Source organism: Shinella sp. CPCC 101442, from assembly GCF_024704725.1.
Taxonomy (GTDB): domain Bacteria; phylum Pseudomonadota; class Alphaproteobacteria; order Rhizobiales; family Rhizobiaceae; genus Shinella.
Window position 1 is genome coordinate 593,396 of the sequence record NZ_JALIQS010000002.1, and the last position, 15,300, is coordinate 608,695.

General features: G+C 65.2%; 11 protein-coding genes. 5 read left to right on the forward strand and 6 right to left on the reverse strand.

Annotation, left to right across the window (positions count from 1 at the left end; genetic code table 11):
- Positions 1 to 58: 58 nt before the first annotated feature.
- Both MUO32_RS08155 and MUO32_RS08160 read right to left on the reverse strand, forming a co-directional pair.
- Positions 59 to 1,939, reverse strand: coding sequence for a methyl-accepting chemotaxis protein (locus MUO32_RS08155; RefSeq protein ID WP_257947712.1), 1,881 nt, complete (start codon positions 1,937 to 1,939; stop codon positions 59 to 61).
- Positions 1,940 to 2,141: 202 nt separating this feature from the next.
- Entirely contained in the window at positions 2,142 to 2,921 is a 780-nt protein-coding gene (locus tag MUO32_RS08160) for a L,D-transpeptidase (protein WP_257947713.1), read from the reverse strand.
- Positions 2,922 to 3,157: 236 nt separating this feature from the next.
- On the opposite strand from MUO32_RS08160, the gene MUO32_RS08165 reads away from it, so the two are divergent.
- The 4 genes from MUO32_RS08165 to MUO32_RS08180 all read left to right on the forward strand — a co-directional run bounded on the left by MUO32_RS08165 (position 3,158) and on the right by MUO32_RS08180 (position 8,118).
- Positions 3,158 to 4,561: a methylmalonyl-CoA mutase family protein gene (locus tag MUO32_RS08165; RefSeq protein WP_257947714.1), complete on the forward strand. Its 1,404-nt coding sequence runs from the start codon at positions 3,158 to 3,160 to the stop codon at positions 4,559 to 4,561.
- The gene (gene scpA, locus MUO32_RS08170; protein WP_257947715.1) at positions 4,558 to 6,690 is read left to right on the forward strand and encodes a methylmalonyl-CoA mutase; all 2,133 of its coding nucleotides are present in this window, start codon (positions 4,558 to 4,560) and stop codon (positions 6,688 to 6,690) included. The genes MUO32_RS08165 and scpA overlap by 4 nt, the downstream gene beginning before the upstream one ends.
- Before the next feature lie 92 nt (positions 6,691 to 6,782).
- Positions 6,783 to 7,742 carry a glutathione S-transferase family protein gene (locus tag MUO32_RS08175; RefSeq protein ID WP_257947716.1) on the forward strand — a complete coding sequence of 320 codons (960 nt, stop codon included), beginning with the start codon at positions 6,783 to 6,785 and terminating at the stop codon, positions 7,740 to 7,742.
- Position 7,743: 1 nt separating this feature from the next.
- Entirely contained in the window at positions 7,744 to 8,118 is a 375-nt protein-coding gene (locus MUO32_RS08180) for a hypothetical protein (RefSeq protein ID WP_257947717.1), read from the forward strand.
- Here the strand turns inward: MUO32_RS08180 and MUO32_RS08185 are convergent.
- The 4 genes from MUO32_RS08185 to MUO32_RS08200 form a co-directional block, all read right to left on the reverse strand.
- Positions 8,115 to 9,740: a cisplatin damage response ATP-dependent DNA ligase gene (locus MUO32_RS08185; RefSeq protein ID WP_257947718.1), complete on the reverse strand. Its 1,626-nt coding sequence runs from the start codon at positions 9,738 to 9,740 to the stop codon at positions 8,115 to 8,117. The genes MUO32_RS08180 and MUO32_RS08185 overlap by 4 nt on opposite strands.
- On the reverse strand, positions 9,740 to 10,750 hold the full coding sequence (locus tag MUO32_RS08190; protein ID WP_257947719.1) for a ligase-associated DNA damage response exonuclease: 1,011 nt from the start codon (positions 10,748 to 10,750) through the stop codon (positions 9,740 to 9,742). The genes MUO32_RS08185 and MUO32_RS08190 overlap by 1 nt, the downstream gene beginning before the upstream one ends.
- 42 nt (positions 10,751 to 10,792) lie before the next feature.
- On the reverse strand, positions 10,793 to 11,239 hold the full coding sequence (locus tag MUO32_RS08195) for a MarR family winged helix-turn-helix transcriptional regulator (RefSeq protein WP_257947720.1): 447 nt from the start codon (positions 11,237 to 11,239) through the stop codon (positions 10,793 to 10,795).
- A gap of 63 nt (positions 11,240 to 11,302) precedes the next feature.
- Complete coding sequence (locus tag MUO32_RS08200; protein ID WP_257947721.1) at positions 11,303 to 13,603, reverse strand: EAL domain-containing protein; 2,301 nt, start codon at positions 13,601 to 13,603, stop codon at positions 11,303 to 11,305.
- Between the two features lie 236 nt (positions 13,604 to 13,839).
- Between MUO32_RS08200 and MUO32_RS08205 the strand changes: the two genes are divergently transcribed.
- On the forward strand, positions 13,840 to 15,213 hold the full coding sequence (locus MUO32_RS08205) for a TIGR03808 family TAT-translocated repetitive protein (protein ID WP_257947722.1): 1,374 nt from the start codon (positions 13,840 to 13,842) through the stop codon (positions 15,211 to 15,213).
- The last annotated feature ends 87 nt before the right edge of the window (positions 15,214 to 15,300 follow it).

Sequence of the window (15,300 nt, forward strand, 5' to 3'; positions counted from 1 at the left end):
ATTGAAAAAGCCGCCCGGATCGCTCCGGGCGGCTTTTTTCGTTTGCATGAAACGATGCTCAGAACTCTTCCCAGTTCTCGGCCTTCAGCGCCGTATTGCCGGAAACGCGCGGGCGAGACTGCACCAGACGCTGCGGAATGGCGCGGGCCTGCGGCGCGCGCGCCCGCTGACCAAGTGAAAACCGGTCGATCAGGGTGCGCAGGCGGTCCGCCTGGGTGACCAGGGTCGCGGAAGCGGCGTTGGTTTCCTCCACCATCGCGGCGTTCTGCTGCGTCGTCTGATCCATCTGGTTGACGGCGGTGTTGATTTCCGAGAGACCGACCGACTGTTCGCGGGCCGACACGGCGATGGCCTCCATGTGCTGGTTGATCGTCGCGACATGGCCGCCGATCGCCTGCAGGGCTTCTCCGGTCTCGCTGACGAGCTTGACGCCGCTGCGCACCTCGGCTTCCGAATTGCGGATGAGTTCCTTGATCTCGCGGGCGGCCTGCGCCGAACGCTGGGCAAGCTCGCGCACTTCCTGCGCTACAACCGCGAACCCCTTGCCCGCTTCGCCCGCCCGCGCCGCCTCGACGCCGGCATTCAGCGCCAGAAGGTTGGTCTGGAAGGCGATCTCGTCGATCACGCCGATGATCGAGGAAATCTGGCTTGACGACTGCTCGATACGCTGCATGGCGTTGACGGCATTGGCAACCACGGTGCCGGAATGGGCCGCACTGCCGTTCGCCTCGACCGCGACGGAGCGGGCCTCCTCGGCGCGACGCGTCGAGTTGGCGACATTGGCGGTGATCTCGTCGAGGGCGGCGGCGGTCTCCTCCAGCGAGGCGGCCTGCTGTTCCGTGCGCTTGGAGAGCGAGTCGGCGCCGGTGCTGATTTCCCGGGTGCCGGTGTCCATCTCGTCGATGGCTTGCGAGACCGCGCGCAGCGTCTCGCCAAGTTCGGCCACGGCGGAGTTGAGGTCGCTGCGCAACTGTTCGAAGTCAGGCGCGAAGGGTTCGTCGAGTTGGAAGCTCAGGTCGCCGCCCGCCAGACGACGCAGGCCGGCGGCAAGGCCGGACGTCGCCTGCTGGAGGCGTTTCTGGGCGGCAGCCTCGGCTTCCTCCTGCAGGCGCACGCGGTCCTGCTCGGCCTGAAGACGCGCAGCCTCCGCCTCGTGCTGCAGCCTGACCTTGGCGATCTCGGACTGGCGGAACACTTCCACGGCGCCGGCTATATGGCCGATCTCGTCCTTGCGATTGCGGAACGGCACCTCGAAATCCGTGACGCCCTGCGCCAGCGTCTGCATCACCTTGGTGATGGTTCGCAGCGGACGCGACACGCCGGCGACGATGATCCAGAAGGACAGGCCGGCAACGGCGACCGCGACGGCGCCGAACAGCGCGAGAAGCATGCGATAGTCGTGCTCGTGCGCCTCCGCCGCGGCATATTCTTCCTGCCCGACCCGGATCTGCAGGTCGATCAGTGCAGCGACATAGGTGCCGATCGGATCGATCGTCGGATAGAGGCGCGTTTCGACATAGGTATCGAGCGCCGCCTGATCCTTCGACTGCATGATGGCGAGCAGGTCGTTGATGCTGCCGGCCTGCTTCTGCATTTCCAAGGTCATCTGTCCGGCCAGGCCGCGTTCCTCGTCGGTCAGATACGTCGCGGCATAGGCATCCCAGATCGTCTGGATCTCGGCGAGGGCCTGCGTATTCAGCCGGTGCCCTTCCTCCCAGGGCAGCGCGCCGCTGCGCACCTTGTGCGCGGTATCGACGATGTTGACGGCATAGAGATCGCCGACCTTCTTGAGGCTGGCGGCGGGAACCAGCCGGTCGACGACGATGGTGCCCATCTTGGCCGACATGACGTTGAGAACGAGATAGGTGGAAAGAATGGCGCCGGCGAGCAGGAGCGTCAGGAAGAGCGTCACCGCACCGAGTTTCGTCGATATCTGCATGGGAATGCCTTGCCGTTCGGGACTTTGAATGCCTCAACGTGGCAGGCTTTATTTAAGTATTAATTAAAATTAGAAATATCTTATTAATGGTTGAATAAAGCTCGCCATACTCACCCAGGCGCTGCACAAGCGGCGTTTCCAGGCCTGCAAAACAGAAAAGGCCCGGATGCGATCCAGGCCTTTTGCATCTATCGACGGACCGTCAGATGACGAGGATCGGCGCCTTGCCGCGCACGCGATCATAGAGATCCATGACGTCCTGGTTCAGCATGCGCACACAACCGGACGATACGGCCTTGCCGATGGATTTCCACTCCGGCGAACCATGCAGGCGGTAGAGCGTGTCCTGCCCGTCCTTGAAGATATAGAGGGCGCGCGCGCCGAGCGGGTTGTTGAGGCCGCCGACCATGCCGCCATTCGCGCCGGAATATTTGACGAGCTCCGGCTGACGCTTGACCATTTCGTCCGGTGGCGTCCATTTCGGCCAGGCCTGCTTCCACTGGATGACGCCGCGGCCCGACCAGGCAAAACCCTGCCGGCCGATGCCGACGCCGTAGCGCATGGCGCGGCCGTTCGGAAGGATCAGATAGAGGAAGCGGTTGCCGGTATCGACGATGATCGTGCCCGGCTGTTCGGCAAAGGGGCTATCCACCTCATGGCGATAGAAGCGCGCATCGATCTGCTGGTAGGGGATTGCCGGCACCTGGAAGCCGCCATCGTTCACCGGGCCGTACATCGCCGCGAAATGCGACGAATCAGGCAAGAGGCCGGAGGGCGGCGTCTGGCCGTAAATGCTGATGGGGCCGCGACGGTCGGCGAGGATTTCCGGCCGGCCTTCCAGAGCGGGATTGCGGAAATAGGGCCGCGTTTCCTCGCGGAAACGGTCCGTATTCATCGACGAGGTGCAGCCTGCAAGGCCGGTCGCCATGGCGAGCCCGGAAAACTGGAGGAAGCGGCGACGGGAGAGCGCGGTGTCGGTCATGGAAGGGATCGGTATCCGTTTGACGGAAAGGCAGGATGAACGAGGAGGCTGAATCACTAACTAACGAAGCGCAAACTAGGTCCACAACCCTGCCCTAATTGTGGCATTTGCGGCTGGATCGAGGCTTGCGCGTGAGCTTTTCCCCGGACTGTGGCAACGCATGTACTCTACCAAAGTGGTTCTTTACCCTGTATCCCGAATGGATATGAATGCCGGGAAACGGAGACCGCGACGGGATGGACGCGAGCATTTTGACCGAGGCGGGCTTTCAGCTCATCGATGAGGCCGGCTGGCGCACCCTGGCGGAAAAAGCCCTCAAAGGCGCCGATTTCGACGCGACGCTGGTCTCGCAAAGCGACGACGGCCTGCCGATCCGCCCGATCTACACCCGCTGCGACGATGCGCAGCCCCTCGCCCACAACCATGCCGGCACGCCGCATGCGGGCGACGCCTGGACCGTCAACCAGCGCCGTGACGACGCGAACCTTGCCCGCGCCCGCGCCCAGATGGCCGACGACCTCGAAAACGGCGCGACCGGCATAACGCTGGTCTTTGCCGGCAGCGTGAGCGCCCATGGCGCGGGGCTGACGGCCGGCGACGAAACCGCCTTCCGCAAGACCGCCGCGTCGCGCGCCGCCGCCCCCTTTTCGCTGCGCCTCGAAGCCCCGTATGCCGAGCGGGTGCTTGCCGGCACGCTCGCCCGCGCGCTCGATTCGGCCGGCGCGCGGAAAGCGCCGGTGCATTTCGGCCTCGATCCCTTCAGTGCAGCCCTTGCCGGCACCGCATCCGGCACGACGGACCTCGCAGTCCTGGTCAAGGAACTGGCCGGCTTCGGCTTTTCCGGCACCGTGCTCAATGCTGACGGGCGGCTGGCGCACAATGCAGGCGCCGGAGAAGCGCTGGAGCTTGCCGTCGCCGCTGCGGCCCTCGCCGAAATCCTGCGCCTCCTCGACGCATCGGGCGTTGCGCCCGAAGCCGCCTTCGCCCTGACGGGCCTGTCGCTCGCCGCCGATCAGGACCAGTTCCTGACCACGGCCAAGCTGCGCGCCGCGCGGCGGATTCACGCCCGCATGCAGGCTGCCTGCGGCATCTCCGAACCGCAGCCCGCCCATCTCCATGCCGAGACGAGCTGGCGCATGCTGACGCGGCTCGATCCGGAAACCAACATCCTGCGCAACACCATCGCCGTCTTCTCCGCCGGCACGGGCGGAGCGGACGAGATCACCGTGCTGCCGCACACGCTGGCGCTCGGCGTGCCCGATCCGCTTGCCCGTCGCATCGCGCGCAACACGCAGGTCGTGCTGATCACCGAAAGCAATCTCGCGCATGTCGCCGATCCCGCAGCCGGTGCCGGTGGTATCGAGGCACTGACGGATGCGCTGGCGGAAAAGGCATGGGCGCTGTTTGCCGGGATCGAAAGGGACGGCGGCCTCTCCGCCGCCATCGCCTCAGGCAGGATCAAGGCATTGGTGGAGACGGCGCGTGCGGGCCGCAAGGCAAAGCCCATCGTCGGGACCACGCTGTTTCCGCTGAAGCAGGAACGGCCGTTCACCGTGCTCGGGCCGCTGGCGGAAGCCGCCGCAACCACGGGGCTCAAGCCCGTACTGCTTGCCGATCTCGATGCAGGAGCCGCAGCATGAGCCGGATTCCCGATTTTTCGACGGTCGCCTGGTCGAAAGCCGCTGCCCCCGGCGCCAAGACCGGTGAAGCTTCCTGGCTCACACCGGAAGGCATCGCCGTCCGTGGCGCCTATGGCGCCGCGGACCTCGCAGGCCTGTCCTATCTCGACACCTGGCCGGGTGCGGCCCCCTATCTGCGCGGCCCCTACCCGACCATGTACGTCCAGCAGCCCTGGACGATCCGGCAATATGCCGGGTTCTCGACGGCGGAGGAGTCCAACGCCTTCTACCGCCGCAACCTCGCGGCCGGGCAGAAGGGCCTCTCCGTCGCCTTCGACCTTGCCACCCATCGCGGCTATGACAGCGACCATCCGCGCGTGGCCGGCGATGTCGGCATGGCGGGCGTGGCGATCGATTCCATCCTCGACATGCGCCAGCTCTTCGACGGCATCCCGCTCGACGAGATGAGCGTGTCGATGACCATGAACGGCGCGGTGCTGCCGATCATGGCGCTGTTCATCGTCGCCGCCGAGGAACAGGGCGTTTCCGAGGGCAAGCTGTCCGGGACCATCCAGAACGACATTCTGAAGGAGTTCATGGTCCGCAACACCTATATCTATCCGCCACAGCCCTCGATGCGGATCATCTCCGACATCTTCAGCTATACAAGCCGGCGCATGCCGAAGTTCAATTCCATCTCGATCTCCGGCTACCACATGCAGGAGGCGGGTGCGACGGCGGACCTGGAGCTTGCCTACACTATCGCCGACGGCATCGACTATGCCCGCGCCGGCGTTGCCGCCGGGCTCGACATCGACACTTTTGCCCCCAGGCTTTCGTTCTTCTGGGCGATCGGCATGAACTTCTTCATGGAAGTCGCGAAGATGCGGGCCGCCCGCCTGATCTGGGCGGCACTGATGAAGAGGAATTTTGCGCCCAAGGATGCCCGGTCGCTCGCGCTGCGCACCCATTGCCAGACCTCCGGCTGGTCGCTGACGGCGCAGGACCCGATGAACAACGTCATGCGCACCATGGTGGAGGCGATGGCGGCCACGCAGGGCCATACGCAATCGCTGCACACCAACTCCTTCGACGAGGCGCTGGCGCTGCCGACCGACCACTCCGCCCGTATCGCCCGCAACACGCAGATCCTGCTGCAGAAGGAAAGCGGCACGACGCGCATCATCGATCCCTGGGGTGGCTCGGCCTATGTCGAGCGGCTGACGCATGATCTCGCGGCGCGCGCCCTCTCCCATATCGAGGAAGTCGAAGCGCTCGGCGGCATGGCGAAGGCCATCGAAAAGGGCATTCCCAAGCTCAGGATCGAGGAAGCCGCCGCCCGCACGCAGGCACGTATCGATTCGGGCCAGCAGACCGTCGTCGGCGTCAATTTCTCGCGGCCCGAGCGCGACATCGAGGTGGATGTGCTGAAGGTCGACAATTCCGAGGTGCGGGCCCGCCAGCTGGCAAAACTCCAGCAGCTCAAGGGCACGCGCGACACGGCCGCCGCCGAAAGCGCGCTCGACAGGCTGACCGACGTGGCGAAAAGCGGCGACGGCAACCTCCTGGAATTCGCCGTGACGGCCGCGCGTGCCCGCGCGACGGTGGGCGAGATCGCGCTGGCGCTGGAAAAGGCCTTCGGCCGCCATGTCGCGGAAATCCGCACCATCTCCGGGGTCTATCGCAAAGAAATGGGCGCCAACGACCGCGCCTTCAACACGGCCGTCGACAAGGTCGCCGCCTTCGAAAAGCTGAAGCGTGAAAAGCCCGCGATCCTCGTCGCCAAGATGGGACAGGACGGCCATGACCGTGGTCAGAAGGTGATCGCGACTGCCTTCGCCGACCTCGGCTTCAACGTCATCGTCGGCGCCATGTTCCAGACGCCGGAGGAAGTGGCTGATCTCGCCATCCGCGAGGGCGCGCATATTGTCGGCGCCTCCTCGCTTGCCGCCGGCCACCTGGCGCTGGTGCCGGAGCTGAAGGCCGCCCTCGTCAAGCGCGGGGCGCGCGACATGCTGATCGCGGTCGGCGGCGTCATTCCCCCGCAGGATTTTCCCGCGCTGGAAAAGGCCGGCGCAGATGCGATCTTCCCGCCCGGCACCGTCATCGCGGATGCCGCTTCGGCGCTCATCGACCGGCTGATGACCTAAGAAGTGAACGCTGTGTCAATCGGCGGCGGAATTGCCGTTTTCGCGCGCGGGCGTTACTCCGGATGCACGATCAAACGACGTGAGGTGACGCAATGCTGGTCAATGGCAAATGGACGGAAGACTGGCAGCCGGTGCAGGCGACGGACGCCAAGGGCGGCTTCGTGCGGCAGGTTTCGAGCTTCCGCAACTGGGTGACGCCTGATGGCAGCGCCGGCCCGACCGGCGAAGGCGGCTTTGCCGCCGCCAAGGGCCGCTATCAGCTCTATGTCGCGCTGATCTGCCCCTGGGCCTCGCGCACGCTGATCGCCCGCAAGCTGAAGAAGCTGGACGATGCGATTTCCATCTCGATCGTCGAGCCGGCGCTGTCCGACCAGGGCTGGCAGTTCGGTGATTTTCCGGGTTCCAACCGCGACGCGCTCAACGGCGCGACCTACATGCACGAACTTTACACGCGTGCCGCATCGACCTTCACCGGCCGCGCCACCGTGCCCGTGCTCTGGGACAAGGAAAAGAAGACCATCGTCAACAACGAGTCCGCCGATATCGTGCGCATGCTCAACAGCGGTTTCGGCGCGCTGGCGGACGAGAGCGTCGATCTTTATCCGGAGGCGCTGCGCGCCGAAATCGACGCCCTCAACGAACGCATTTATCCCGCGCTGAACAACGGCGTCTACCGCGCCGGCTTCGCCACCACGCAGGCCGCCTACGAAGAAGCCTATCAGGGCGTCTTCGCCATGCTGGACGAACTGGAAAACCGTCTTGCCGATGGTCGCGCGTTCCTGACGGGCAGCACCTTCACCGAGGCCGATATCCGCCTCTTCGTCACGCTCATCCGCTTCGACGCCGCCTATTTCGGCCTCTTCAAATGCAACCGCCAGCGCCTGGCCGACTATACGGCGCTCTCGGCCTACACGAAGCGGGTGCTCGACCTTCCGGGCGTGCGCGAAACGGTCAATATCGACCACATCAAGCACGGCTACTATTCGATCAAGGCGCTCAACCCGAACCGCATCGTGCCGCTCGGGCCGGACCTTTCGGTTTTGGGGCTCTGACATGCCGCTGATCGCGTGGCTAGGGCTGGCGCTCGGCTTTGTGCTCACCTTTGCCGAGGCACGACGGTTGTACCGCCGTTACGGGCTTCTCGTTGCCGCTGCGATCTGGCCGCTTCTATCCGCGATCGTCGCAGGCTGGGTCTTTTGCGCCACGGTGAACCACTACAATTTCGGCTCGCCGCGTCTTCCGATCTACTTCCACGCCTGGCACCTGCTGATGATCATCGTGGGCCCGGTTGCCGTCGCAGCCCTCTTCGGGCGGAAATACAATCTCTCGGCCGGCATCTTCGCCGGCGGCGTCGTGCTGGCCTGCACTTTCTTCTTCTGGGTTTCGATGCTCTTCGGCTACGGAACCAGCGCTGCCGCGCAAGGCTAGCTCTCCTTGGCCTCGACCATCGCCATCAGCGTTTCCAGCCGATCGGCGTCGGCCGGCAGCTTGTCCTGCCTCAGCCGCGCGATGCGGGGAAAGCGCATGGCGACGCCGGATTTGTGGCGGGTGGACCGGTTGATCCCCTCGAAGGCGACCTCCAGCACGAAACCGTGGGCGGGTTCGGCGCGGACGGCCCGAACAGGGCCGAAGCGCTCGGTCGTATTGTCGCGCACATAGCGGTCGAGCACCTCCAGTTCCGCATCGGTGAAACCGAAATAGGCTTTTCCGACCGGCACCAGCACATCGCCATCGGGCCCTTCGGTCCAGACGCCGAAGGTGAAGTCGGAATAGTAGCTCGAGCGTTTGCCGTGGCCGCGCTGGGCATACATCATCACCGCATCCACATTGAACGGATCGCGCTTCCACTTGAACCACGGCCCCTTCATGCGGCCGGCCTGGTAGGCGCTGTCGAGCCGCTTGATCATCACGCCCTCGATCACCGGATCGGGCGGGTCGCGACGGATCGTTTCAAGTTCCTGCCAGCTCGTGAAGGGTACCAGCGGCGAGAGGTCGAAACGGTCGTGCGGCGCCTTTTCGATGAGGTCGGCAAGCCGCTCGCGGCGCTCGGCGAGGGGAGCGGGGCGTATATCCGCCTCGCCCTCGAACAGCACGTCATAGGCGCGCACGAAGGCCGGAAACGCCTCGAGCATCTTGCTCGTGACCGTCTTGCGGTTAAGGCGCTGCTGGAGATCGGAGAAGGTGCGCGTCGGGCTGTTCGTGCGCGCCGTGCCGCCGACCAGCAATTCGCCGTCCACAACGCCCTCGAAATTGATGGCGTCGAGCACATCGGGAAAGGCCGCGGAAATATCGTCGCCGGAACGGGAATAGAGCCTGCGCGTCGAGCCGGATGACGACATCTGCACGCGAATGCCGTCCCATTTCCATTCGGCGGCGAAATCGGCGGGATCCAGATTATCAAGATCGCCCTCGCCCACGGGATTGGCGAGCATGACGGAATGGAAGATCGCCGGCGTCGCCAGAACCGGCCGGTCGGCCTGTCCTTCCAGCCAGGCGAAGAGGGATTCGTAAGGCGGCTGCAGCCCGTGCCACAGCGTTTCGATTTCCGTGACGTCCATGCCGGAAAACTCGGCAAGCGCCTGCTTGGCAAGCCTTGCGGAAACACCGATGCGCAGCCCCCCGGTCGCCAGCTTGAGGAAGGCGAAGCGGGCCGAGGGATCGAGCCGGTCGAGCAGATCGCGTACCGCGCCGCGCACGTCCGTGCGGCCAAGCGCATTCATGCGTGTCACGACGGCGCCGAGCCGTGGCTCGGCCTCGCCCGGCATGCGCTCCTTGCGCTCCTGGTCCCAGACGAGCGCGATGGTTTCGGCGAGGTCTCCGACATAGTCGTAGGAGTAGCGAAACAGCACCTCGTCCATGCGTTCCAGCACGAGTTCACGCAAGAGCGCCGGCTTGACGCTCTTGAGGTCCAGCGTGCCTGCAAGGGCGGCAAGGCCATAGCCCCGGTCGGGATCGGGCGTGTCACGGAAGTAGTCGGCGAGCAGCTTCAGCTTGCCGTTGCGCGAGGGCGTGAGGACGAGGCGGTCGAGCAGGGTGGCGAAGGCGCGCATCAATCCCCCTCGTCTTCATAGCCGACGAGATGCAGCGGGCGGGCCGGCAGGCCTGATAGTTCGCACCAGCGCACGAGCGCTTCCTCGCGGCCGTGCGTGACCCAGACCTCGCGCGGTGCAAGTTCGCGGATCGTCTCGGTCAGTTCCGGCCAGTCGCAATGGTCGGAGATGACGAGCGGCAGTTCGACACCGCCCTGCTTGGCGCGCTGGCGTATCATCATCCAGCCGGAGGCGAACGCGATCAGCGGTTCGTTGAAGCGCCGTGCCCAGCGGTCGGCGAAGGCCGATGGTGGACCGACGATGACCGCGCCACGAAAGTCGGTCGGGTCGCCCTTTTCCAGCGTGGCCGGACGCAGGTCGCCAAGCGCGATGCCGCGGCTGACATAATAGTCGCAAAGGCGGGCGAGCGAGCCGTGGATGTAGATCGGCGCATCGTAACCGCAATCGCGCAGGAGCCGCAGCACGCGCTGCGCCTTGCCGAGCGAATAGGCGCCGACGAGATGGCTGCGCTCGGGGAACTGGCGAAGCGAAGTGAGAAGCTTGCCCGTCTCGGCCTTCGGATCGGGGTGGTGGAAGACCGGCAGGCCGAAGGTCGCTTCAGTGATGAAGACGTCGCAGGGCACCGGCTCGTAGGGCGTGCAGGTGGGGTCGGCGCCGCGCTTGTAATCGCCCGAGGCGACGATGCGCAGGCCTGCCTGCTCGACGGCGATCTGCGCGGAACCGAGCACATGGCCGGCGGGATGGAAGGAGACGGTGACGCCACCGAGATCGATTCGCTCACCGAGGGCAGCCGCCTGCATCGTGCCGCAAAAATCCTCGCCGTAGCGGATCGCCATGATATCCAGCGTCTCGCGCGTCGCCAGCACCGCGCCATGGCCGGCGCGCGCGTGATCGGAATGGCCATGCGTGATGAGCGCCCGCGCCACGGGGCGGACGGGGTCGATGTAGAAATCGCCGGCAGGGCAATAAAGGCCGGCGGGCGCCGGCCTGAGGAGTTGATCGGGCTTCATGGAAGCAAAGATAGCGGCTTTGGCGCGCTCTTCCAGTGGCGCTCAGGCGATTGCCACCATGCCGGCGCGCAGCGTCGCCATGTCGACGGCGGAAAGCTGGCGATCGATCTTTTCGTGGGTTTCCTTCCAGATCGGAAAGGCATCCGTCAGCAGGCGCCGACCGTCCGGCGTCAGCCGCAGCAGCCGGCCGCGGCGGTCGCGCGGATCGGCTTCGACGCGCACGAGACCGCGGCGTTCGAGTGGCTTCAACGCGGCCGTCAGCGTCGTGCGATCCATGGCGAGCACGGCGGCGACCGGCCCCATCGGCGGCGGCTCGGGGCGGTTCAGCGCCATCAGCAGGGAGAACTGGCCGTTGGTCAGCGCGAGCGGGCGCAACGCATCGTCGAAACGGCGGGCGAGCGCGCGGGCCGCGCGCTGCGCATGCAGGCACAGGCAGTGGTCACGCACGAAAAGCGTCGTTTCGTAAGGAATCAGCACGTCGTTGGACATGATCCTTACTGTTGATATCAACATAACAATGTCAAGAGCGAAAAGCCTGCACGGCCTGCCTTGTCAGAGGTTCGGGATGCAGAGGATCGCCTGGAGGGCGCGGGCGTCGATGGGGCGGCTCAGATAAAAACCCTGGATCTCGTCGCAGCCCGCCTCGCGCAGAAAATCGACCTGATCTTTGGTTTCCACACCCTCGGCGATGACGCGCAGCTGCAGCGTATGGGCAAGCGAGATGACGGCGCGGGCGATCGCCGCGTCGTCGCCATCCTCGGGCAGGTCCTGCACGAAAGAGCGGTCGATCTTGAGGCGACCGACGGGGAAACGTTTCAGCGAAGCCAGGCTGGAATAGCCCGTGCCGAAATCATCGATCGCGAGATGCACACCGAGCTTTTCCAGCCGGTGCATGGTTTCCACCGCCTGCTGCACATCCTGCATGATCAGGCTTTCGGTAAGCTCCAGCTCGAGATAGCGCGCCTCCAGCCCGCTTTCCTCCAGCGCCGCCGCCACGCGCTCCACCCAGTCCTTCTCCTGGAACTGGCGGGCCGAGACGTTGACGCTGACCACAATGGGCGGCAGGCCGGAAATCTGCCAGGCCTTGTTCTGCCGGCAGGCCGCGCGCAGCGTCCAGTCTCCGATCGGGCCGATGAGGCCGGTTTCCTCGGCCAGCGGAATGAAATCGCCCGGGCCGACAAGACCACGTTCGGGATGGCGCCAGCGGATCAGCGCCTCGACGGCGAAGATGCGGCCGGTCGAAAGGTCCATCTGCGGCTGGTACTGCAAGAACAGTTCGCCCTGCGCCAGCGCGCGGCGCAGTTCCTCCTGCCGCTGCAGCTTTTCATGCGCCCGGTTGGCCAGCTCGGCGGTGAAGACCTGCATGGCATCACGGCCGATTTCCTTGGCGCGGTACATGGCGGCATCGGCGCGGGCGAGCAGTTCGGTGACGTTGCGGCCATGCTCCGGATAGGCGGCGACGCCCATCGAACAGGTGACCTGGAAGGAGCGCCCCTCGATCACCACGGGCTCGGCGATCGCCTCGCGCACGGCACGCAGCCGGTCTTCCACGCTTTCGCCGCGCCGCATGGCGCGACTGATGAGAATGACGAACTCGTCGCCGCCAAGGCGCACGATGCTGTCGCTGGCGCGCACGCAGCGCAGCATGCGGGTGGCGACGATCTTCAGGAGTTCGTCGCCGGCATGGTGGCCGAGGCTGTCGTTCACCAGTTTGAAATTGTCGAGGTCGATGAAGGCGAGCGTCATGGTGCCGCCGCGGTCGTCCGCCGCCTCGATGGCCGAGGCCACGCGCTCGTCGAGCATGCTGCGGTTCGGCAGGCCCGTCAGCGTGTCGTGATGCGCCATGAACTGAATGCTGTCTTCGGCCTCCTTGCGCTCGATGGCGATGCCGGCAATATGCGTCGCCATGCCGACGAGCTTCATGCATTCTGCGGACGGCTCACCGGGCGTGCGCGAATAGAGCGCGAAGGTGCCGAGCACCTTGCCCTGGTAGGAGCGGATCGGCGCGGACCAGCAGGCGCGGAAACCATAGGGCGCGACGAGCGCCTTGTAGCCCGCCCAAAGCGGGTCGGTTTCTATATCGGAGACGATGACCTGTTCTGCCCGCCACATGGCCGTGCCGCAGGAGCCCACGGCCGGGCCGATCTCGACGCCCTCGATCAGCCGGCAATAGGCGGGATCGAGGTTCGGCGCGGCGCCATTGATGATGTGCTTGCCATCCGGCGCCAGCATCAGGATCGAGCCGGTGACATCGGCCACATGCGCTTCGATCAGCAGGATGAGCGAGGAGAAGACATCGACGAGCGGCGAACCGAGGGCGATCATCTTCAGAAGATGCGCCTGGCCGACATGCAGGCTTTCGGAGCGCTTGCGCTCGGTGATGTCGCGGGCGATGCCGACGATGCCGATCACCTCGCCGCCATGGTCGCGCACCGGCAGCTTGGAGGTGAGCAGCCATTTGAGCTTGCCATTGGAATCGCGGATCAGCTCCTCCATGTCGAGCATCGGCCGGCCGGTGCGGATGATCTCCTGCTCGGTCTCGAAGAACCCGCGGGCGACATGGTCGGGGTGGATGTCGAAATCGGAAAAACCTTCGAGGCTCTCCAGCCCCTCGCGCCAGTTGTCGTTCACGATGGCGCGGTTGGCGACGACGAACCGGCTGTTGCGGTCCTTGAAATAGAGGTAGTCCGGCACCTCGTCGATCATGGCCTCCAGCCACATCGTGCGCTCGTTCTGCGCGGAGGCGAGCGGAAAAAGCCGCGCCGCCTCCGTGATGAGGCGCTGACTGGCGGACATCAGGCGCGCGGTCGCGTCGGCGTCTTCATTGCCAAGGTGGGACAGTTTCGTCGACATGAATCCCTGCAAAGCCCAAACGCGAGGAAGAACGCAGCCTGCCGCCGCCTCTTCCCGGACAGCCAACGCTACACCTAGAGTCGTTATCCAAACCTAAAGGAAACCCGCGAAATGCCGCCAATCCGGCCTTTCTCGGTACGTTTTCGACAACCTCGGCGAGCAACATCCGATTTGTTCCGTTTCGACACAGAACCACTTGGCACGGTTCCTGCTCTGCTTTCCGGCAAGGAGCTTCCATGGTTACCAGACGGTTATTTCTTTCAGGTCTCGGTCTTGGCGCAGCAGCCGGTCTCGCAACCCCGGCGGCGGCCGGCGGTACGCACCTGCCGATCGTCGACGTCGATCTGCGCGGCAGCATCGATGCGTCGGCGCACGGCATCCGCCCCGGCGCGGACGACCGCAAGAGCAAGGTCTTCGAAAAGCTGCTGAAGGAAGCCGCCGCCAAGAACATGCCGGTCTTCCTGCCGCCCGGCGACTATGCGATTTCCAACATCATGCTGCCCGACAATACGCGGCTGACAGGCGTTGCGGGCGCCACGCGCATCATCTATGGCGGCGGCGGCCATCTCTTTGCCGCCGATGGCGTCGGCCGGATCGAGCTTGCCGATCTCGTCATCGACGGCGCGAACCGCTGGCTCGGCGATACGGTCGAAGGCCTCGTGCATCTCAGCAACGTCGCCAATGTCGTGATCGAGAACTGCGAGATCCAGGGCTCCTCGAAGACCGCCGTCAGCCTGGAGCGCTCCGGCGGGCGCATCGAGCGCAACCGGCTTTCGGGCGCGGCGGACTATGCGCTCTACGCCGTCGAGAGCCACGACTTGTCGGTCACCGGCAACCAGGTCTTCGACTGCGGCAATGGCGGCATCCTTGTCCACCGCTGGCAGAAGGGCCGCGACGGCTCGATCATCTCCGGCAACCGCATCTCCCGCATCTCCGCCACGCGCGGCGGCACCGGCGAATATGGCAACGGCATCAACATCTTTCGCGCCGACGGCGTGATGGTGACGAACAATCATGTCTCCGGCTCGGCCTTTTCGGCCATCCGCGCCAATGCCGGCTCTAACATCCAGATTTCGGGCAATACCTGCCTCGATAGCGGCGAGACGGCGATCTATTCGGAATTTGGCTTCGAGGGCGCCATCGTCAACGGCAACCTCGTCGACGGTGCGGCGAACGGCATCCTGATCGTCAATTTCAACGAGGGCGGCAGGCTTGCCACCGTCACCGGAAACGTCGTGCGCAACCTCAGGCTCGACGGACCCTATGTCCACGACGGCGCGGGCTTCGGCTTCGGCATCGCGGTGGAGGCCGATACGGTCGTTTCCGGCAACACGGTGGAAAACGCGCCGAAATGGGGCCTGATGCTCGGCTGGGGGCCCTATATGCGGGGCCTCGTCGTCTCCGGCAATCTCGTGCGCCAGAGCCCGGTCGGCTGCGCCGTCACTGTCGTCGAGGAGGCGGGCTCCGCGCTCATCTCCGGCAACATCTTCGAGGACACGCCCAATGGCGCGATCGCGGGCTATCGCTGGAACGAGCGCACCACCGGCGACCTCGCCAGCGAACCGTCCGGCTACGCGCATCTGACGATCGAACGGAACCGGACGGGCTGAGCGCCCGTCCCCCGATGCGTCTCTTCTTCTTGCCCGAACGGAGAGACGCCATGGTGGATGAGGGGGCGGTATCCAGGCTGCCCCCTC